Consider the following 20344-nt stretch of genomic DNA (forward strand, 5'->3'; position numbering starts at 1 on the left):
CTGGGCGCTGAAAACTGAGTGTGGAGTTCTGAGTTCTGAGTGAAATTTTTGACTGAGCACCAAAAACTCCACACTCTAAATTAGTGATTTGTGCCCAGTGCTAAGTGTGGAGTTCTAAGTTCTGAGAGAAGTTTTTAACTGAGCACCAAAAACTCCACACTTTAAATTATTTGATGGTAATGAAAAAATAAAACTTAAAAAAACTTAGTAAATCTTGAGCCGGATCTCGGAATTTCGCCTACCCTCAAAGTAGAGACGCTCTGGAGAAACGCAAAAGCTGGCGTTTCTCAGGCGTTGAGGTGTTCTCGTCAATTCCGAGATTTTCTATGCAAGTTTCTCCAGACACAGCGCACGCCAATCACGAAGGCAAGGCGGGGAAAATGGCCGCCGCCCAAGAAATGATTACCTTGGATGTAGGGGGGATGAAATGTGCTGGCTGCGTGACGGTTGTGGAGCGGCAGCTGATCCAGCATCCGGGCGTAATTTCAGCTTGTGTGAATTTAGCCACTGAGGTGGCAAGTGTGGCCTGTGAAACCGGCACTGTAGACCCAGATGCCTTAGCAAATCAGTTGACTTTAGCCGGCTTTCCCACTCAGCCGCGCAACAGCAGCAGTGAAACGGCAACCAACCTGGAAACAACCGGCTCGCTCTCTACCACTGAACGACGCCAGCAGTCCTTTCAGCAGCAATTGTGGCGGGTTGCCCTCGCCGGCATTCTGATTCTGCTCTCCGGAATTGGCCATTTAGGACAAATGGGTTGGGCAGACCTTCCTTTCCTCAGCACGATTTGGTTCCACTGGGGATTAGCGACAGTCGCCCTGCTAGGGCCGGGAAGATCGATTTTTATAGATGGCTGGCGCGGGTTGCGGCGCAATGCCCCCAATATGAACACCCTTGTCGGATTAGGAGCCATGAGCGCCTACCTGGCTAGCTGCGTGGCTCTCCTATTCCCTCAACTGGGATGGGAGTGTTTCTTCGATGAGCCGGTGATGTTGTTAGGCTTTATCCTACTAGGGCGGACGCTGGAACAGCTAGCCAGACGCCGCGCTGCCAATGCGCTCGAAGCTTTGATTAGCTTACAGCCGGCCACCGCTCGTTTAGTTGCTGATCCAGCGAAGAATAGCAGCACCACTACAGGGGTAGAAATCCCAGTTGCTCAAGTCCGAGTTGGGGAATGGTTACAAGTGCTTCCGGGTGAGAAAATTCCCGTCGATGGGGAAGTGGTAGCCGGCACCACAACGGTCGATGAATCAATGCTGACAGGCGAAGCGGTGCCGGTAATTAAACAATCCGCTTCACTCGTTGCTGCTGGCACCCTGAATCAGTCAGGCGTAATCGTTGTGCGGGCAACACGCACCGGCAAAGACACAACCTTGGCTCAGATTGTCACCTTAGTTGAAGATGCCCAAACCCGCAAGGCACCCGTGCAAAAGCTAGCCGATACGGTTGCTGGTTACTTCACTTATGGGGTGATGACAATTGCCGCGCTCACCTTTATCTTCTGGTATTTTGCCGGCACGCACCTGTGGCCTTTAGAAACGCTGCCACAAGCGCAACATATTGCCTCTCTACATCATGAAATGCCGGTCATTTCCCCTAACCCGGCACTCAGCACTCAGCCTTCAGCCCTCCTGCTGAGTTTGAAGTTAACTATCGCGGTGTTAGTGATTGCCTGTCCCTGCGCCTTGGGACTCGCCACCCCAACTGCTATCCTCGTCGGCACCGGCATTGGCGCGGAACGTGGACTTTTAATTCGTGGCGGCGACGTTTTAGAAAAAGTCCACCAGTTAGATACCGTCGTATTTGATAAAACCGGCACTTTAACAACGGGTCATCCTGCGGTGACTGATTGCCTACCAATCTTCAATGATTCCAAATTTTTAATGTTGAATTCAGATTTCATTAAAAATTCAAATCATCAACCGGAAAATTTTCTTCTACAGCTAGCCGCCACGGTGGAAAGTGGGGCCAGCCATCCCCTCGCAGTAGCCATTGTCGAGGAAGCCCACCGGCTTGAATTGCCGTTGGTGAGTGCACAGGATTTTTACACCGAACCGGGTCTGGGGGTTCGCGCCTCAGTCAATGGCTTGATGGTGGTTTTAGGCACGGATGAGTGGCTGATGCAGCAGGGAATTTCCATTCCTAAGGCCGAGCGAACTCGTGTTTTGAAGTTGGCCTCTGCCGGCAAAACAGTAGTTTACGTGGCGGCTGCCGGGGTTTTAGTGGGGCTAATTGCCTGCCGTGACTCGTTACGATCTGATGCGAAAGCAACCTTAGATCGTTTGCGGCAGATGGGGCTGCGAGTAATGCTGCTCACTGGTGATCGCCAAGAAGCGGCTGACGCCATTGCCCAACAACTAGGGCTGACAGCAGCAGATGTGATCGCCGGCGTTCGTCCGGATGGCAAAGCCACTGCCATCGAACACCTACAGGCTCAGGGGCATCGGGTGGCAATGGTAGGAGACGGGATTAATGACGCACCCGCCCTGGCGCAAGCAGACGTTGGGATTGCTTTGCACTCAGGCACGGATGTGGCTGTGGAAACTGCTGGCATTGTGCTGATGCACAATCATTTGATGGATACAGTCAAATCAATTGAGCTAAGCCGGCGCACCCTTCTCAAAATCCGTCAGAATTTGTTCTGGGCGTTTGCTTACAACACCCTCGGTATTCCAGTTGCAGCCGGTGCCCTGCTACCTGGCTTTGGCATTGTGCTTAGTCCTGCGGCTGCCGGTGCGCTGATGGCGTTTAGTTCGGTTAGCGTGGTCGGAAATTCTCTACTTTTGCGGCATACTTTCTCCCGGTTGGATGGCTGATGCGGCTGCCGGTGCCCACATTCAGCCGTCACACCCATCGTTCTATTTTGCTGATAATTCCAGCCCCCTGACAGATGCAGGGGGCAACCAGCTAGCTGCTTTCGGTTTGCATTTCTCTCTCTTTTCTAAGCGCACCCGCCGAAGAGACTGAATGAAGAAATTTAACAAAATCCGGGAGAGTCGTCTTCTTTATTACCTTTCAGTATTTCTGTGACAACCCTCATAAGCTGCTGATTTTGAGTGAATGATCTCTTTGAAAAGCCAACTTATAAAAAGAGTTTTTGACCGGGGATAGCTCTAGTTAACTCAAGAGCATTAGCTGATGGTACTTTCGACAACGTGCCACTGACGGTTTTGTTCAATGGCTTGCTGGATCTGATTGAACGTTTGCCGGCAATGGTTGTCAGCGTGGAGGGGCAGTTCTTCATTTTTAATCACAAAGTTCATCCGAATTTCGTCATTCTCGTCATTCGGGCGATCAATGAGCACTTCCACTTTCACTAATTTGGGATAGGAGACTTGACCCGGCACTTCGCGGGCCATTATATAATCCCCAGTGTCGTAGATAATTTCACAACTGCAGGATTCTAGAACGTCAATCAGTAATTGCCGGAGACGATCAATCGGAACTGCAACAATAAATAAACCAGTGTAGCGAGCCATAGGCAACTCCGGAGGCGCAATATTAAGACCCTCCTGATCATACCGAACCGAGAACCTCAGTTCAGAATGATACTAAGGGTAGAACACACTAACTGCCAGCATAAGGTATCTTTAGAAATTGAACTCTAAATTCAACGATCAACTGCTCAGCTTTGGTACGCTAATAACATAGCAGCCTCAGGTGCAGACTGTTGAGGAGTTCACTCAGTCGGTCGAAATTCAGATGAATACTGCTTTGCCCAAAAATCTTCTCTGTGCGTTAGGATAGCTGTAATCATCGGCTAGGCAAGGTAAGGTTATCGATCGCTCAGCAATCGGTGCATTGTGCGATTTTTTATGCGAGTACGGGTTACCCACCCAAAAACGACTTGCCAAAACCAGATGTGGTACGATAAAAGATTAGAAGGTACATTGCAGACCCCCTTGAAATCTACGCACAGGGAATAAATCTGTACTGACAAGCATCATTAAACAAGTATTTGCAAAATTCAATCATGGTAAAAGGTTGTATGAACCAGCAGGTTATTCACCCGATGGAGAAGTTTCAGCGTCAGGTGCGTTCTCTTGTGGACTCAAAGATTATCAAGCCAACAGATAGCCTCTGGAAGATTTCCCTGCTTTATGGCGACGAATGGCCTTACTTGAAAAAGGAATTGCAGGAATTTGAGTTTTCCATGCAAGATCCCGTCAGCGAGTTCCTAGCCGTAGAAACTTGGGAAGAAGAAGCCTAAAGCGATTTTTGGCTCTATGGGTAAACGGGCGGCTCTTACAGACAACTGGCCAACGCTTGAGTAAGTTCTTCAGCGTTCTGGTAGCGATGACTCGGTTTAGGTTCTGTTACCCGCTCGATCACCGTCCGTAATTTTGGCGTGATGGTGGGCACAGTTTCCACATTAAATCGATAGTCATTGCCTTGCCGGCTAAAAAACCTGTGAGGGCTTTCGCCCGTTAGCAGAAAGATCAGAGTCGGGCCAATTGCATAGAGGTCTGACTGGGTTAGCGGTTGACCCCGGTTTTGTTCTGGGGCACTGTAATCTGGGGCACCGATGCGAGTACCCAAAGGCGTACCGATTTCTTTAACAGCACCAAAGTCTAAAACCACAACGCGGTTGTCTACATGGCGAACCATCAAATTTGCTGGTTTAATATCCCGGTGAATAATGGGAGGACTTTGGCTGTGAATGTAGTCTAATATGTCACAGGTTTGAATCATCCAATCAACTGCTTGTGCCGGCGTCACAGGGCCGCGCTGGTAAACGCGCTTCTCTAAATCCTGACCGTGGACCAATTCCATTGCCAGGTATTTTTTATTGCTTTCAACAAAAAAATCAAAAAATTGCGGAATTCCTGGATGGTTAAGTCCTTGAAGAATACGCGCTTCCCGTTCAAAGAGTTCGCGGGCTTTCGCAACTTTTGCCATATCCGCATTCATTTCTTTGAGTACCAAAAGCTGAGGGGGGCGGGCGGAGTTAACCGTTTCCTGGCACGCTAAATAAGTTGTGCCCATCCCCCCTTTTCCGAGGGTACGCAAGACCTGATACTCGTGGATCGTCCGTTCAACTTTAATCGGTTGACCGCAGTGGATACAAAACAAGTTAGCGGCTGGATTACCGGCATGAGTACAATTTTTTGCAGACGTACCTGCTGCCGGTGAGGGCGTTCCCTCCTGCACTACCGTTTCGTTTTGAACTTCCAACTTCAGCCGAGGGCCGCCCGTAGCCAGCTGGATCAGCGATCCATCTGAAACCAGCCCTTGCGACATTAAAGTGCCATCAACAAAGGTGCCATTCGTGCCCTTGTTGACCAGTACCCACTTACCACCGGCACCTAGACGAAGTTCCAAATGCAGTCTGGAAACCAGCAGATCGTGCAGAATTACCTGATTGTCAGGAGACCGACCAATACGGATAACCGTCTCGTTTTCAAACTGCCACTGTTGCAGTGGAGTCTGTTTTTCGGGATGTAAAAGGGTGAGAGTTAACAACGCTATAGTCCTAGACTCAATAAACTTTCTCAATCTTTTTCATATCTGAATAACTGCATCCCCTAGATGAAGCCGGTTATCAGATGTCAATTCTTTTGACCCATAGGAGAATGAGTGGCTTCTCATAGATGCCCTGTACCATTTTAGATTTTCAATTTTTAATTTTGGATGGGGCGTTCACTGCTTGAACTATAAGAAAAGTAAGCGCTGTCACACTTGCCGGTATGGCCTGATTTGTGACTCAATTCATCTAATTTCCATTTGAAAGATAGCAAATCTCCTTTAACCTGAGGGAGAACGGCAAACCTGAAACATTGGGCTGGGTTTGACACAGGGGAAGAGTGAAGTGTGTTCAGTTTACCCTTCACCCTTATTGTGAGTGACTTACAATTCCCGCTTGCTTGGCTGCACCAGCGCCCGAATCAGGATAGCAGTGATATTGTCGTGACCATTGTACTGATTAGCAAGATTGATCAGTTCACTAACTCCTTGTTCCAAACTAGCCTCATGACTAAGCAAGGGTTGTAGATGAGTGGAGCCGTGGGTTTCCAGCAAGTCATTATCCGTAAGTCCGTCTGATGCTAGGATCAGCAACGTGTCTTCGTTGAGTTCCAAAAACTGCACATCAGGATGAACAAAATCCTCATCTCGTGGCCCTAGGGCTTGGGTGAGTTGATAAGCGTCAGGGCGAGAGTAAGCAGTTTCAGGATCGATACCCCGTTTAATTTCCCGCTGACCGACTTCGTGATCGACGGTAACTTGCCTGAGTCCCTGCCGGCGGCTGAGACGGTAAAGCCGGCTATCTCCCACATGGGCGACCGCAACTTGGTTATCTTGTACTAACACCAATACTAAAGTAGTCCCCATCCGGCCACTGCCAGAACGGACTTCTTTTTGATTGACATCAAAAATAGCCTGGTTTGCCAGCAATACCGCCTCACGGATAGTTGCTTCGTTGGGGAGTTGGTCTTGCCAGTGAGTTTGAAAATATTGCCGCAAAGTTTCAACCGCTTGGGCGCTAGCAACCTCACCGCCAGCGTGTCCCCCCATGCCATCACAGAGAATATAAAGGCATCGGGCGCGAACTGCGCGGCCTAAAGGGCTTTCTATCGTAGAGATGTTCGTTACAATCCCGTAGCAGTCTTCATTGTGAGCGCGTTGCCGGCCTACATCTGTAGCACCGGCACTTTGGAGATTGACCAATTGCATAGGTAAAACCACCGTAGGCATATCTTCATCATCGTCATCGGCATCCACCGGCACAGGTGCAGATGATATTTCCATTTCCTCAGCAATCGCAACTAAACGACCGCGCAACTCTTCAACCGTCTGGATCACACCTTCCTTGCAATCTACCAGCAACTGGGTGATCGATCCCAATTGAGTGCGCTGGGATTGAGAAAATAACATCTGCCACAAGTCCCCTAAATCTGACAGCGGCAAGGAAACCTCAGATTTTTCACAATACAACCGTTGCAAACAGAGATTGCGATCCTCATTCACCCGGAGATTTGTCACCTCTAGCAGGCTTCGCTGGCAGTGCCAAGGTTCCAATGCCGCCCACAGTTCCGTCATTTCGTATAGCCAATGCAATAACTGGAGGGGAAGAATGTCATCATTGCCCCACTCCGCTAGCAGCAAAGGTAAATCCGAACGATCTTCCAGTAGCACCACTGTCTGGCCATTTTGCTGCCAAGCATCGTGAATGGCTGGCAAGTTAAGGTCAAACTGCGTCTGTAAGGCCAAATAAGGCTGAGCTGGCACAGGAACGGCTAAGTCAGCCAGGGTTGGGGTAATCGGGAGAGTGTCGCTAGTGGGCGCTGGTGGGGCCGCCGGCAGGCTAGTTTGAACTGCATCACCTGATCGAACCAGGGCAGCCAAAGGCGACATCTGGAAAGGCTGACAGTCTAGGACTTTTACCACCGTTTCAGCGGTGCCGGCCTGAATTTGCGGGAGAGATTTTAGGAGTTTGTAGCGTTGTTGAGGATCTAAATATTCCGAGGAGAGAACGAGCGTGCTTGCCTCTGAGTCATCTTCTGGCATTGGATCAGCGGCTTGTTGCAGGGGGTTAAGTGGCGGCACTTCTGCTGTTTCAGCGCTGGCGGTTTCGGGCGTAGGATTGATTGAATTCACCGGCTCAGGCACTGCTTCTGGGACGGTGGGTGTGGAGGTTGACTCGGTTGCTGGATCTGGAAACGATGAAGGAGGAAAGATTTCATTTTCCTCGATGTCGTTTATCGGTATTTCACTTTCCCATTCATCAATACCGGCATCAGTTGCCAATATTGGTTGTGGATCGCTGCCGATGACAAAACTTCCGGGCGCTTGGCTTGCCGCTAGAGGACTTGTTTCGGCACCACTGGGGGTGGGACTTGCAATGGGTGCAGAAGTCGCCGTTGCCGGTTTACCCCCCTCTGTTGAGATAATAGCCAACCACACCGTTCCTGCCTCAGCACCGCAATTCGGGCAGTTTTGGGCATTTAAAGCAACCTGACTTTGGCACTGAGAACAATTCTTGTGACTCAGGGAAGTGCCGCATTTTTGACAAAACTTGTTCGTATTGGGGTTTTCAAACTGACATTGGGGACAGACAAGCATGGTGAGTTATGAGTTGATAGGGGCGGATTTACTGTTCAGTATCAAGGGTTCCACCGACATTTTAGTGAAACCCGCCTGTAATCAGTTTTGAGTTATGAGTGTAATTCAAAATTCAGGCACGGATGAGTTGCAAGTTTTAACGCTCAAATTTATCAAAATTTTTCAAAAAATAGCCAAAAACACATTGAAGACAGAAGTTTTGGGTGGGTGAGAGAGGCCCAAGAAAAAATCCCCCTAGTGATATAGTCTCCTGATGTTCCAGATACAGGCCGGTTGAATGAAAGCCCAAACTGCTTTTGATCCAGCAAGTTAGTTAAAGGTTTAGGAGAAAATATCTGTCAAAAACAATAAAGTCTCCCAATTTTCTAGATAAACCCTGATTCCATGAAAGCCCAAAGCAAAGGATGAAGATCCCGCTAGCCTTCTTTGCCTATTTTCTAGGGATTTTAGGTTAGGGGAAGTTCTACCGTAAAGCAAGTTTGACCGGCAGCACTTTCTACGTGAATCTTGCCCTCCAAATGATCGATCAGTTTTCGCACCAGCGCTAAGCCCAAGCCGGTGCCGCCTTGTTTCCAAGGATCTGCACTCGGAACTCGATAAAACTTCTCAAAAATATGGGGCAGTTCAGATGCAGGAATTTCTGTCCCGGAATTGGTAACTCTTAAGCGCATTTTTCCGCTTTCCACGTCGGCACTGAGTGTGATTTGTTCGTGGGGCGGAGTATATTTGCAGGCATTGTTTAACAATTCTGCCAGAATGCGCTCCAGACTGGAAGCATCAGACATAAAGGGGGGTAAGTTGGCTTCTACATGAACCTCCAACCCTTGGTGCCGATTGCGAGTTCGATCTAGAAAAGGTCGCACGATTTGAGGAATCCACTCCTGAATATCAATCGTTTCTAATGCCAGCGCCTGCACACCGGCATCAAGTCGCTGCAAATCCAGCAAATCATTAATTAAACTAATTTCTCGTTCGCACTCGTCATGCAAGATTTGGAGGTAACGAGCGGTTTTCTCATTGCAAAAATTTGTAGGTGAGGGGCTTACGACTGGGTTGCCGGTTTTGAAGGCTGAAAGTTTGCAGCCTCCAGCAATCTCCAGCATCTGAATCGCCATTTTCATGTTAGACATGGGCGTTCGCAATTCATGGGAAACCGTGCTGAGAAACTCATCTTTGAGCTGGCTAAGTTTTTGCAGTTCCTCCACTTGGGCTTGCGCTGCTTGATAAAGTCGGGCTTGACGCAGTGCAATCGCACATTGATTTGCCACCTGCTGCACCAAGATAATTTCTGTGTTGCTAAAAACCCGGCTGGCTGTGTTTAAAACAGCCAAGTGACCGATTACGCCACAATCATCAAAGATCGGACACAGCAGTTTCGCTGATGGGGGCTGAGCCAGAACGGGACAAGCGAGATCGCCTAACTCAATGCCTTAAAACAACTGATAACGTCCAGATTCACAGACGGCAAAGTGCTGTCCGGCTAACAGCTTTTCATAGACTGCCGGCGCATCTGCCATTGGGGTGATCTGTCCCAAAGCTGAACCTAAAGACGCTTGGGTGTACTCATAACTAATGCTGGCAGTAGTACGCTCACTGTTGTACAAAGCCGCGAAACAGTAATCCACTTTGAACACACTTGCAACTTCTTGGACAGCGGTTTGCAAAATCTGCCCCTCATCCAAACTTTCACGCACTCGTTCAGTAATTCGCTTCAGCACTTGGGCAAAGTTTAGCGATTCTTGCAGTTCGCTGGTGCGTTCCTCGATTTGACCTTCAAGCTGAGTGTTAAGCAACTGCACCTGCTGGTACGGTTCTGATTGCTGGATGGCAATTCCCACCTGTATGGCTAGAGACTTGAGCAGATCGATTTCCAACGGCTGCCACCGGCGTGGCGCACAACAGTGGTGGGCGATTAGTAATCCCCACAAGTTTTCACCCTGCAAAATTGGCACAACTAAGTTGGCTTTTACTTGAAACTGACTGAGTAAATCGATGTGACACTGTTGCAAATTAGAAGTGGCTAAATCCTCAACCGTGCGGACGCGACCTTGTTTATATTGCTCCACGTAAGTTGTGGCTAAGCAGGGGTCGGAAATAACAGTTCCCAGTAGCTGTGTGTAGCGCTCATCAACGGACTCTACCTCAACCACCCCACTCCAGTTTGGTTCAAAGCGGTAAATTAGCACTCGTTCCGTTGCCAAAAATTGCCGCACTTCTGCAACGGTGGTGTTGAGAATTGCATTCAGGTTCAGCGATTGGCGGATGCGCGTTTGCACCTGCCCCATCAGCCGCTCTCGCTCACTTTGATATTGCAACGCGACTTCAGCGACTTTACGCTCTGTAATATCCGTAATCATCTTCAAGGCACCGGCATATTGCCCTGCTGCATCGAAAATGGGGTTGGCGGAGATCAGCGCCCACAATTCGGAGTGATCTTTGCGGCACAGTTTAAGATCATGCCGTTCTTCGATTCCTTGCCGGCGCTTCTCTAAATAATGCTGGGCGCTGGCGCGACTCGACTCGTCTACAAATGAGAGGAATGGCTGCCCTAACATTTCTCCAACTGTGTAGCCCAGCATTTGAGCCATCTGAGGATTGACAAAATTAGTATTGTCTTGGGCATCCAGTACCCAAACGCCTTCGGTGGTGGTTTCTACGATCCGGCGATATCGCGCTTCACTTTCCCGCAGTGCTTTTTCGGCTTGCCGGCGGGCGAAGTGGCTGGAAATCATTTCTGCAATGACGCGCAGCACGCGAGCGTCCTCAGCAGACCACTGACGGCATTTTTCTGTATCGTCAAAGCCAATAAATCCAAACAGTTCGCCGTTATCGAATTTTATAGGAACGATGAGCAGCGAGCGAATGCTTTGGGCTTGCAGAATTGCTTTTTCTACGCCGGCGAGAGTCGGTAAAGTCTCCACATCGGATATCTGGATGGTTTGCTTGCTCACTAGCTGGCTCATCAGCCAGGGAAACAAGGCGGTATCCTGATTTTGAAGGTTGTCGATCTGCGGTTGTGTCCCCTCGTCACACCACTCACAGCTATTATCGACTTTGGTGCTGTTTTCTTGAAATTGGAAAATATAGGCGCGATTGGCTGCCACCGCTTTTCCTAACACTTGCAAAATTAGATTGAGATCGGTGTCGCCGGTGGAGACAAACAATCTCGATACCTGTGCCAGCGCCTCTTGGAGTCCTAAACGATGTCGTAGTAAATTTTCTGTTCGCTTGCGTTCTGTAATTCCAGTAAAGTAAACCGCAAGTCCATCGGCAGTGGGATAAGCGTGAACTGCAAACCAGGCATCTAGAGGTGGATAAAATTCTTCAAATTTTACGGGGACTTGTTCGCTCAATGCTTTATGGTATTCGACATAAAAGGTTGAGCCGGCTGTTTCGGGAAACTTATCCCACAACCGCTCACCGATCAGTGATTCGCGCTGTTGACGCAGCAACTTTTCGGCCTCCTGATTGAGGTAGGTGAAGCGGAACTGGTGATCCACCGCAAAAAAGGCGTCGGTGATGCTTTCAAGGATATTAATTGTTTGCCGGTGAGAGCGTCGCAATTCTTGTTCAGCTTGTTTTCGCTCGGTTACATCGTGAGCGACTGCATAAATAATGTTTTCCTCCAAACAGGCGGTGGAATTCCACCAAAGCCACTTATAGGAGCCATCCGCGCAGCGATAGCGATTCTCAAAGGCGAAGGTATCTATTCCGCCGGCTAATTTTGACATTTCTGCTAAGGTTGCGGCGCGATCATCTGGATGGACAAATTCTATAAAGGGTTTGGCTTGCAATTCTTCTTCTCTCCATAAAACTTTTTCCCAGGCGGGATTCAATCGTTTGAAGTAGCCATCGAAGCCGGTGACGCACAGCATATCAAGGGAAAGGGTGAAGAAGCGATCATGCTCTTCTTCGGCTCGTTTGCGCTCGGTTATGTCCTTCTGGATGCCGACAAAGTTAACTACTTGACCGGCAATATCCCTTACAGGCGAAACGTATAATTCATTCCAAAATAATGTGCCATCTTTACAGTAATTTTGCAGAATGGCGTGGCACTCTCGTTGTTCTGCCATCGCTCGCCGCAAGAGTTCGAGACCTGCGTGATCTCGATTGCTTCCCTGCAAGGTGTCATCTTGAGTGAAGGTGCGCCGTTGGATAGTCTGTGCTTCCAAAACTCCTGGTAAATTTTATGAGAGTTCCGGTATTAAGTGAGAATTCTTATCTTCTTGACCTAGCTTGATTTGTTTCCCCTGATTCTGATTGCTGCCGGCAATTACACGAATACCGCTGACTGTGCTATGGCGGTGAAGCAGGGGGGGTGCACTAAACACAAGGTTTCCATCATTGGCTCACTTGACAGCTGGCTGCCGCTCAACTCTCCAGGTTCTTCCTGTCCACCCGCACCGGCTTTCAGTAGCAGCGCTTTACCATCGGGTTGCAATTCTAAAATTTTGCAAGACTCTACTTCTAATATTTGGGTCACTAGGGCAACCGCTTCGTCTAGCAGCTTGTCTAAAGGAATGCCGGGTAAGGCGAACTGACCTAATTGAGCAACAGCGGCTTGCTGGCGGGCGTGTTCTTGTAAAGAGGCAATTAAGTGCGTTTTTTGGCTTCTGAACACTTGCGTCCGGTCATGTCGTGCAGCACTACTTGGGTTGCCGGTTGGTTTTCGTATGTGATGGGGATGCCGGCAACTTCGACTTGGCGATCTTTTGCAAGTCCTGCTTCTACTTGCTTGCTTGCTGTTATGTCTTCACAAACTAACACGATGGCTGTGGGGAGGTTGATTTGCGAATTCGAGATCGAACTGAGAGGGTCACTTTCTACTTGTCGCAATGAGCCGATGTTTGTAGCAAAAGCATTGTGATGTTGATGTTTTGACAGATGCAACCCAAGCTTACAGTCAGCACATAGCTGCTCTAAGCAATGGTAGTTTTCATGAAATTGATCGTTAATATTTAGCTGAATTGAGGTTCTAACCCATAAGATGCTGCCATCTTGCCGCATTAGCCGAAATTCCCATTTACCCTCAGCAACAGGCAATTGCACCCAAGTGGCAAAGGCTGATTGCAGCCCTGCTAAGTCTTGGGCGTGAACCAGCTCAAAAAGCGAGTTACACTTTAATTCCTCAACGCTATAACCCAGAAGGCTGGCACCATTATGATTGGCTGCCAGCACCTTGGCATCGGCTGAGTTTAAGGTGAAGTAGATGACAGGACTATTTTCGTACAGGCTGCGATACCACTCTAGTTGTATGTTTGCGCTCCGTAGTGCTTCTTCCATTTGCCGAATAGTTGCATTCTCTTTTGCCGGCTCAAAGGCTACGTCTGGCGCTTCATCTTGAGCGTGGCAGTCTTTAATAAATGGGAAGTTGGGGGTCATAGGTCAACTGCTACCCTCCAATGAGTTTGTATGTGGTTAAGTAAGGAATTCAATTGCTTGCTAGTTTCTAGGGTTATTCATCAAAGAGTGCACCCATCTTTGGCTCTGCGATTATCTTGGCCGGCCTAGACGCCCCAAGCGATTGCTTCTAGATTTCAGGATTCCATAATTCAATAATAAATTTACGATTTTCACACAAAATGTAACTAATTCAGTAAAAATTCATTGAGATAAATGCTTAATACACTGCTGAGAGCGGTTTCATCCCCTAGCTGGTAAGCCTGAAAGGATATCACTTTCAGGATTAACTAAGGGGAACGTTGACTCGGTTGCCCCTGGGTAGAGCGAATCATGGCTTGTGCTTGAAAGTGATGAGTCAGAGTGTAAAAAAAGTAGATAATAACCTGATAAATTTACGACTTAAAACTAACTAAACAATCATTATAAATTATTTTATTTATCTTGTTTACAGCGAAAGAATTATCGATCAATCCGGTGCCCCTAGCAGTCAATATGTTCGCGCATTGTTAACAATTGATGTAACCAATAAATCATATTTTTATATAAATTTAAACAAAAAGTTTAATTTTAAGCATATTATTTATTGTGTTTTTAGAGTTTTAACATTTCCAAAATAACTGAAATTGCATTATTTTTCAATTTTTAGGTAAAAGCCTTTTATATTAATTTAATGCTTATTACTCTGAGCTGTGTAGTTACTTAATTAGTTTAGTTCTATGTAAATATTTTTCATAAAAATATATTAAATCAAAAAAACATAAAAAATATATTAATTAAAACAATAATGTTTTTTGGATTTTCACCTTATACTTGAATTTGGTTTTGTTGAAAGCTTTAATTAATTAATTTGATTATAATTAATAAATTTATGTAAGTAGACTGTTGATCAAAATGTAAGATTGAAAATGAGCACCTAAAGTTATTTATAATTCCCTGAATTTTAGGAGTTATCGTCTCTTAGTAGATTTTACTACTTTAACTATATTAAAATCGCTTACTCGTATTTTCTCTACAAAAGAATCACGGTAGCTTTCATAATACGGGCAGTTTCTTTAATAGGAGTTTGCACATTGCCAGGAGTGGAAAACTGCTGTATATAAATTTGCAACCTTTAATGGGTGGATTCTCAGCAGTTTCCAGTTAATGAATTTGCTGAGGTAGACTCATTTCTCGTTTTTTCCTAACGCCTTATCTTATGATTTTTAATGTTTGAGTTGAGAGAGTGCCGGCTTGAAGTTTTGTTGAGCTGATGTAATGCTAGCAGTTCATCAGAAGTTAAATCTCGCCACTGGCCCGGTTCTAAGTCCTGTAAGCGCAGAGGGCCAATGGCAGCCCGCACTAGCCGCAATGTCGGAAACCCGACGGCTGCTGTCATCCGCCTTACTTGACGGTTGCGACCTTCTGTAAGGGTTATTTCTAACCATGCCGTCGGGACATTTTTGCGGAACCGAATCGGCGGCTCACGAGGCGGTAGAGAAGGTTCAACCGGCAATAACTTGACTGATGCCGGTCGGGTGCGGTAATCCTGAATTTTCACCCCTAGGCTCAGCTGTGTGAGTGCTGTAGCGTCCGGAATACGCTCTACTTGCACCCAGTAGGTGCGTGGGTGGCCAAACTGAGGCTCAAGCAGCCGGTGTTGCAATTGCCCGTCGTTAGTTAGCAACAGCAATCCTTCGCTGTCAAGATCCAGACGACCGGCAGGGTAAACCGAAGGCACCGGCACGTAATTTTTAAGTGTCAGCCGGTCAGTATCACAGGGTTCGGCGTCTGTGAACTGGCATAAAACACCGTAGGGTTTGTAAAACAGCAAATATCGGTAACACACGCTCAGAATTTTAGATTTAAGATTTTGCATTGTAGCTAAAATCTAAGATTCCAAATGCAGTGATTTAATTTTAAGAATCCTGTCCCTGAGAAATTGAAGCTGGCTGACTCAGGATAGGCACTGTATTATCGTGCCATTTGGACACTGGAACTGTATGGGTGGCGTCACGAGAAGATAAGGCCATCAGCAGATTGAGCAAAAGTGTGAGGATAGCAGCTTGTCGTAATTTTTCTAACATCGCAGGCCCCCCTCCATTTGAGCAGTCATCCCTTAAACTACAGTTCGCCGATGCGAGAACGCTTTATCCGGCCTACTTAAGCTGACGGGGTAATATTTGGAGGGGTTCCCACTGATGCCAGCCTTTAGGCCCGTTCTGGGTCTAAGGTGGCTGCGTCTTCCTGGTTAAGCTGCGGTGCAAGTGTTTCGTCTAAGGGTGCCGACAGCAGTTCTACGGGCGAGACTGGGTCTGAGGGTGCTGCTAGTTCTGAAGGAACTTTAGATGTCGGTGGTAGCACTTCTGGAGTCGCTGCCGGTTCTGGAAGAACTTCAGATGCCGGCGGTAGCACTTCTGGGGTTGCTGCCGGTTCTGGAAGAACTTCAGATGCCGGGGGTAGCACTTCTGGGGTTGTTGCCGGTTCGGGTGAAGCTACAGGCTTCTGGGCGCTGTAGTTTTGCTCGACAATACCATGAGCGACGGTAGCAGACAGTTCACCGCGAATCAGCTTGGAAAGGGTATCTTTTCCTTTGGGTTCGTAAGTAATCAGGCGCACTGTATTATTGAAGGCGTTTTTAACCGGGTTACCCAGTTCATCAAGAAATTCTAGCTGCACCCAGTTCTTGCCCGGTTTGAAGCCTTTGAGATAAATTGGCTCCCAGCGATCAATGACAAAGCTTTCGCCGTCGATGGTGACGCGAATTCGCCAGTCTGCAATCTCGTCTTCTGAATTTTGTTGGGCAACAAGGTGAAGTGGGGCATTGGTGAGGTAGAAGTCCAGCATGATGGGTTCTGCCCCGTAGGTGCCGGTAGGCCGGCTATAGGTTAACAGTGGCAGGGCTGGATCGGGGTTGTTGTCTTGAGTTTTGGTGAACAGGTGAAAGGTGGTTTGGGTATAAGCACCTTCATTTTTAAAGCTTTCGTGCCAAGGGCGGGAGGCAAAGACTCGCAGGGTATGGGTTCCGGGGGCTAAATCCTGGAATGTTAGCGGCTCATTCAGGTCATAAACTGCGATATAGGCTTGATTGTCTAAAATGACGTGCAAATGCGGCCCTAGCCCTAAGTCTGGGTTTTTGAAGATGGGCAGATCCTGCACCTGGAAGCGCACGTTAACAGTTGTGTCTTGCAACACTTCATCTGGCTGGGGGCTTAAAATCGCCACTTGAGGTCGGTAGATTTTTAAGCTGTCACGCAGTTCTTGAATGACTGCCGGTGGGGAAACTTCTGAGATATTCTGCGCCAGTTGGATGGGCGCAGTTTTAGCGCCCAATTCTTTTGGCTGCTCGATCCGAGCGCTACAGCTCATTAAATTTAATACCAAAGCGGCTGCCATTAGTGACGTTAATAGCACTTTTGCAGCAGTTCCTCGCCAGTTCATGCCTAACACGCAAGCTAACTCCTAAGCGATCAATTCAGTTATTTAATGACTACCATAGAAGATTTTACTGACGCTCTCCGCCGTTCCCTTACGGGATAGCGGTAAATTCTCCAGAGATTTTCACTCTTGAAGGCTACGTCAAAGTTCTCCAGAGCACTCTACATGAATTCTGGACTGTGGCTGGTTCTTGTCTAGATGCTAGCAGCATGATTTATATCATCGGCATCCGTCACTTGGTTTGTGTTCCAGGCAAACTTCTTTTCATCGCGTTGCCGGTGAGTGCATGATCTTTCCCGCGAAGAGGTTTAGAAAGTTCGAGCGCTCATCAGTTGGAATGCCGGCCCATCTGCCAGGAAGTTCAAATCATAAACTTCCAGTCTCTATCCAGTCTATATGCCTCTATCGAGTCTCTCCATAGAGTTTTGTAATGGTTGCCGGGTTACCTGATCATCTTGTGGGACAGATACTTTCACTCGACAATTTTGTTTTGTTAAGTTAGCCACAGCCGACCATTAAGCTACGGGCCGACAATTATAGCGGAAAGATCTATCAAAGTACACACCTAGGGAGCAGGCTTGTTCTTCCTAGCTGGGTTAGCTGGGGTAATAGGACTTTTGATGTTGCGGAGGTGATAGCTCAAAAAGCTTAACTGACAGGGGTTTTGGCTTTTTATAAAATGTGCTACCTCTGTAGAAAGCGCAGATACTTAAGTACAAGAACTTATTTAGTTTGAGGGGGTTAACTGAACAAAATGTTTAGTTTTGTGAACTTGCTGTAAACCCCCTTGACTTTTTTCAAGGACTTAGGAGTTGCAACTCAAGGTACACAAACACTTTGCCTTTTTGAATTATTGTTAAGCACTCTGAAACACAGTCGGCTACAAGACCTATAATTCACCAACAGTACCCCACCAATGCGGTTTCAAAAACGCAGCCAGCCAAAAGCTGGTTTACTAAGGGGGTTCCCTCTCTGACGTTTGAAGGTTGCACTAAACTATAAAAAGTTCAGAAGCTCAACATGAGTTTCATAAGAGCATCGTCTTCCAAATGTCTGCCACCGACAGCTCAACAGAGAGGGAAACCGTTGCCGGTAGGTAACGCTTCTGGTGGTGTATTGCTCGTTCCCTGTCTACAGAGAGGAGAGTCTCCATGACAATCAGTCCTCCGGAGCGAGAGGCAAAAAAAGTCAAGGTTGTTGTTGATAAAGACCCAGTTCCTACATCCTTTGAGCGGTGGGGAAAACCCGGTCACTTTGATCGCACCTTGGCTAGAGGACCCAAAACCACAACCTGGATTTGGAATCTACACGCCCTCGCCCACGATTTCGACAGTCATACCAGTGACTTAGAAGACGTATCCCGCAAGATATTTAGTGCCCACTTCGGTCACTTGGCTATCATCTTTATTTGGTTAAGCGGTGCTTATTTTCACGGCGCTCGTTTCTCCAACTATGAAGCTTGGCTGACTAACCCGACCGGCATTAGGCCCAGCGCCCAAGTGGTTTGGCCAATCGTCGGTCAAGAAATTTTGAACGCTGACGTGGGAGGAGGCTTCCACGGCATTCAAATTACATCCGGCTTGTTCCAAATTTGGCGCGCTTCTGGCATCACGAACGAATTCCAGCTGTACTGCACCGCTATTGGCGGTTTGGTCATGGCTGCACTGATGCTGTTCGCCGGTTGGTTCCACTATCACAAACGCGCTCCCAAACTGGAATGGTTCCAGAATGTGGAGTCGATGTTGAATCACCACTTAGCCGGCTTGCTGGGTCTGGGCTGCCTGTCTTGGGCCGGCCACCAGATTCACGTCGCTCTGCCAATCAACAAGCTGCTTGATGCTGGGGTCGATCCGAAACAGATTCCCCTACCTCAAGAGTTCATCTTGAACCCTAGCTTGATGACAGAGCTTTATCCCAGCGTGGATTGGGGTATCTTCAAGGGTGTGATTCCCTTCTTTACCCTAAACTGGGGCGCATATACAGACTTCCTAACCTTCAAGGGCGGTTTAAACCCGGTCACTGGCGGTTTGTGGCTGTCGGATTCGGCGCACCATCACCTGGCGCTGGCAGTGCTGTTCATTATTGCTGGCCATCAGTACCGGACTAACTGGGGCATTGGTCACAGCATTAAGGAAATCCTGGAAAACCACAAAGGCCCCTTCACTGGAGAAGGCCACAAGGGTCTCTATGAAGTCCTGACCAGCTCTTGGCACGCTCAGCTAGCCATTAACTTGGCAATGTTGGGTTCTCTAAGCATCATCGTGGCGCATCACATGTATTCGATGCCGCCCTACCCCTACATAGCAACTGACTATGCGACCCAGCTGTCCATATTCACACATCATATGTGGATTGGTGGGTTCTGTATTGTTGGGGGCGCAGCTCACGGTGCCATCTTTATGGTGCGTGACTATGACCCAGCCAAAAATGTCAATAATTTGATTGATCGGGTGATCCGTCACCGGGATGCAATCATCTCTCACCTCAACTGGGTGTGCATGTTCTTAGGCTTCCACAGCTTCGGGTTGTACGTTCATAACGACACCATGCGGGCTTTCGGTCGTCCTCAAGATATGTTCTCCGATACCGCGATTCAACTGCAGCCGGTGTTTGCCCAGTGGGTGCAAAACATCCACACCTTGGCTCCTGGCAATACCGCTCCGAACGCACTGGAACCCGCTAGCTATGCTTTCGGTGGGGGCGTGATGGCAGTTGCTGGTAAGGTTGCAATGATGCCCATTGCTCTGGGAACCGCTGATTTCATGGTGCACCATATCCATGCGTTCACCATTCACGTTACGGTTCTGATTCTGCTGAAGGGTGTGCTGTTTGCCCGTAGTTCCCGCCTGATTCCTGACAAGGCGAATTTGGGCTTCCGCTTCCCTTGTGATGGACCCGGACGGGGTGGTACCTGCCAAGTTTCTGGTTGGGATCATGTCTTCCTAGGTCTGTTCTGGATGTACAACTCCATCTCTATCGTGATTTTCCACTTCAGCTGGAAGATGCAATCAGATGTGTGGGGCACTGTTGATCCAGATGGCAGCATCTCGCATATCACAGGCGGCAACTTTGCACAGAGTTCGATCACCATTAATGGGTGGTTGCGTGACTTCCTTTGGGCGCAAGCTTCTCAAGTGATTCAGTCTTACGGAACGGCACTCTCTGCATACGGCTTGTTGTTCCTAGGCGCTCACTTTGTCTGGGCATTCAGTCTAATGTTCCTGTTCAGCGGTCGCGGCTACTGGCAAGAACTGATTGAGTCGATCGTTTGGGCACACAACAAGCTCAAAGTCGCCCCAACAATTCAACCCCGCGCTCTGAGCATCATTCACGGTCGCGCTGTAGGGGTAGCTCACTACCTCTTGGGAGGAATTGTCACAACATGGGCATTCTTCCTAGCTCGAATCATTTCTGTTGGATGAGAGCGATTGTAGATGTACGGATTTTAGATTAGGGTTCGCTTGAA

At 48.0% G+C, this 20344-nt stretch carries 14 protein-coding genes; 3 read left to right on the plus strand and 11 right to left on the minus strand.

Annotated features, from left to right (window positions below; translation table 11 throughout):
* The first annotated feature begins 326 nt into the window (after positions 1–326).
* Positions 327–2816, plus strand: a complete 2490-nt coding sequence (locus H6F56_RS10685; RefSeq protein ID WP_190667645.1) for a heavy metal translocating P-type ATPase — start codon at positions 327–329, stop codon at positions 2814–2816.
* A gap of 315 nt (positions 2817–3131) precedes the next feature.
* On the opposite strand, the gene H6F56_RS10690 is transcribed toward H6F56_RS10685, so the two are convergent.
* Positions 3132–3479, minus strand: a complete 348-nt coding sequence (locus H6F56_RS10690; protein ID WP_190667647.1) for a hypothetical protein — start codon at positions 3477–3479, stop codon at positions 3132–3134.
* Positions 3480–3988: 509 nt separating this feature from the next.
* On the opposite strand from H6F56_RS10690, the gene H6F56_RS10695 reads away from it, so the two are divergent.
* A complete protein-coding gene (locus H6F56_RS10695; protein ID WP_190668176.1) occupies positions 3989–4210 on the plus strand; it encodes a DUF4327 family protein in 222 nt (73 codons plus the stop codon).
* A 35-nt stretch (positions 4211–4245) separates the two neighbouring features.
* Here H6F56_RS10695 and H6F56_RS10700 read toward each other — a convergent pair whose 3' ends face one another.
* The 10 genes from H6F56_RS10700 to H6F56_RS26835 all read right to left on the minus strand — a co-directional run bounded on the left by H6F56_RS10700 (position 4246) and on the right by H6F56_RS26835 (position 18031).
* The gene (locus H6F56_RS10700; RefSeq protein WP_190667649.1) at positions 4246–5463 is read right to left on the minus strand and encodes a protein kinase domain-containing protein; all 1218 of its coding nucleotides are present in this window, start codon (positions 5461–5463) and stop codon (positions 4246–4248) included.
* A 384-nt stretch (positions 5464–5847) separates the two neighbouring features.
* Positions 5848–8061 carry a serine/threonine phosphatase gene (locus H6F56_RS10705; RefSeq protein WP_190667651.1) on the minus strand — a complete coding sequence of 738 codons (2214 nt, stop codon included), beginning with the start codon at positions 8059–8061 and terminating at the stop codon, positions 5848–5850.
* 446 nt (positions 8062–8507) lie between these two features.
* On the minus strand, positions 8508–9392 hold the full coding sequence (locus H6F56_RS10710) for a GAF domain-containing sensor histidine kinase (RefSeq protein WP_190667652.1): 885 nt from the start codon (positions 9390–9392) through the stop codon (positions 8508–8510).
* Between the two features lie 99 nt (positions 9393–9491).
* Positions 9492–12233, minus strand: a complete 2742-nt coding sequence (locus H6F56_RS10715) for a PAS domain S-box protein (RefSeq protein WP_190667654.1) — start codon at positions 12231–12233, stop codon at positions 9492–9494.
* 101 nt (positions 12234–12334) lie between these two features.
* Positions 12335–12682 (minus strand): hypothetical protein, encoded by a 348-nt coding sequence (locus tag H6F56_RS10720; RefSeq protein ID WP_190667656.1) that lies wholly within the window; start codon positions 12680–12682, stop codon positions 12335–12337.
* Complete coding sequence (locus H6F56_RS10725) at positions 12655–13443, minus strand: PAS domain-containing protein (RefSeq protein ID WP_190667658.1); 789 nt, start codon at positions 13441–13443, stop codon at positions 12655–12657. Before H6F56_RS10725 ends, H6F56_RS10720 begins: the two co-directional genes overlap by 28 nt.
* Before the next feature lie 1201 nt (positions 13444–14644).
* The gene (locus H6F56_RS10730; RefSeq protein ID WP_199312726.1) at positions 14645–15319 is read right to left on the minus strand and encodes a pseudouridine synthase; all 675 of its coding nucleotides are present in this window, start codon (positions 15317–15319) and stop codon (positions 14645–14647) included.
* 40 nt (positions 15320–15359) lie between these two features.
* Positions 15360–15527 carry a hypothetical protein gene (locus H6F56_RS10735; RefSeq protein ID WP_190667660.1) on the minus strand — a complete coding sequence of 56 codons (168 nt, stop codon included), beginning with the start codon at positions 15525–15527 and terminating at the stop codon, positions 15360–15362.
* A 124-nt stretch (positions 15528–15651) separates the two neighbouring features.
* Positions 15652–16881 carry a hypothetical protein gene (locus H6F56_RS10740; protein ID WP_309236501.1) on the minus strand — a complete coding sequence of 410 codons (1230 nt, stop codon included), beginning with the start codon at positions 16879–16881 and terminating at the stop codon, positions 15652–15654.
* Positions 16882–17905: 1024 nt separating this feature from the next.
* A complete protein-coding gene (locus H6F56_RS26835; protein ID WP_255513706.1) occupies positions 17906–18031 on the minus strand; it encodes a hypothetical protein in 126 nt (41 codons plus the stop codon).
* On the opposite strand from H6F56_RS26835, the gene psaA reads away from it, so the two are divergent.
* A complete protein-coding gene (gene psaA / locus H6F56_RS10745) occupies positions 18030–20300 on the plus strand; it encodes a photosystem I core protein PsaA (protein ID WP_190667664.1) in 2271 nt (756 codons plus the stop codon). The two genes, H6F56_RS26835 and psaA, sit on opposite strands and share 2 nt — an antisense overlap.
* Positions 20301–20344 lie beyond the last annotated feature (44 nt).

The sequence above is a fragment of the Microcoleus sp. FACHB-672 genome (genome assembly GCF_014695725.1).
In the GTDB taxonomy this organism is placed as follows: Bacteria; Cyanobacteriota; Cyanobacteriia; order Cyanobacteriales; family Oscillatoriaceae; genus FACHB-68.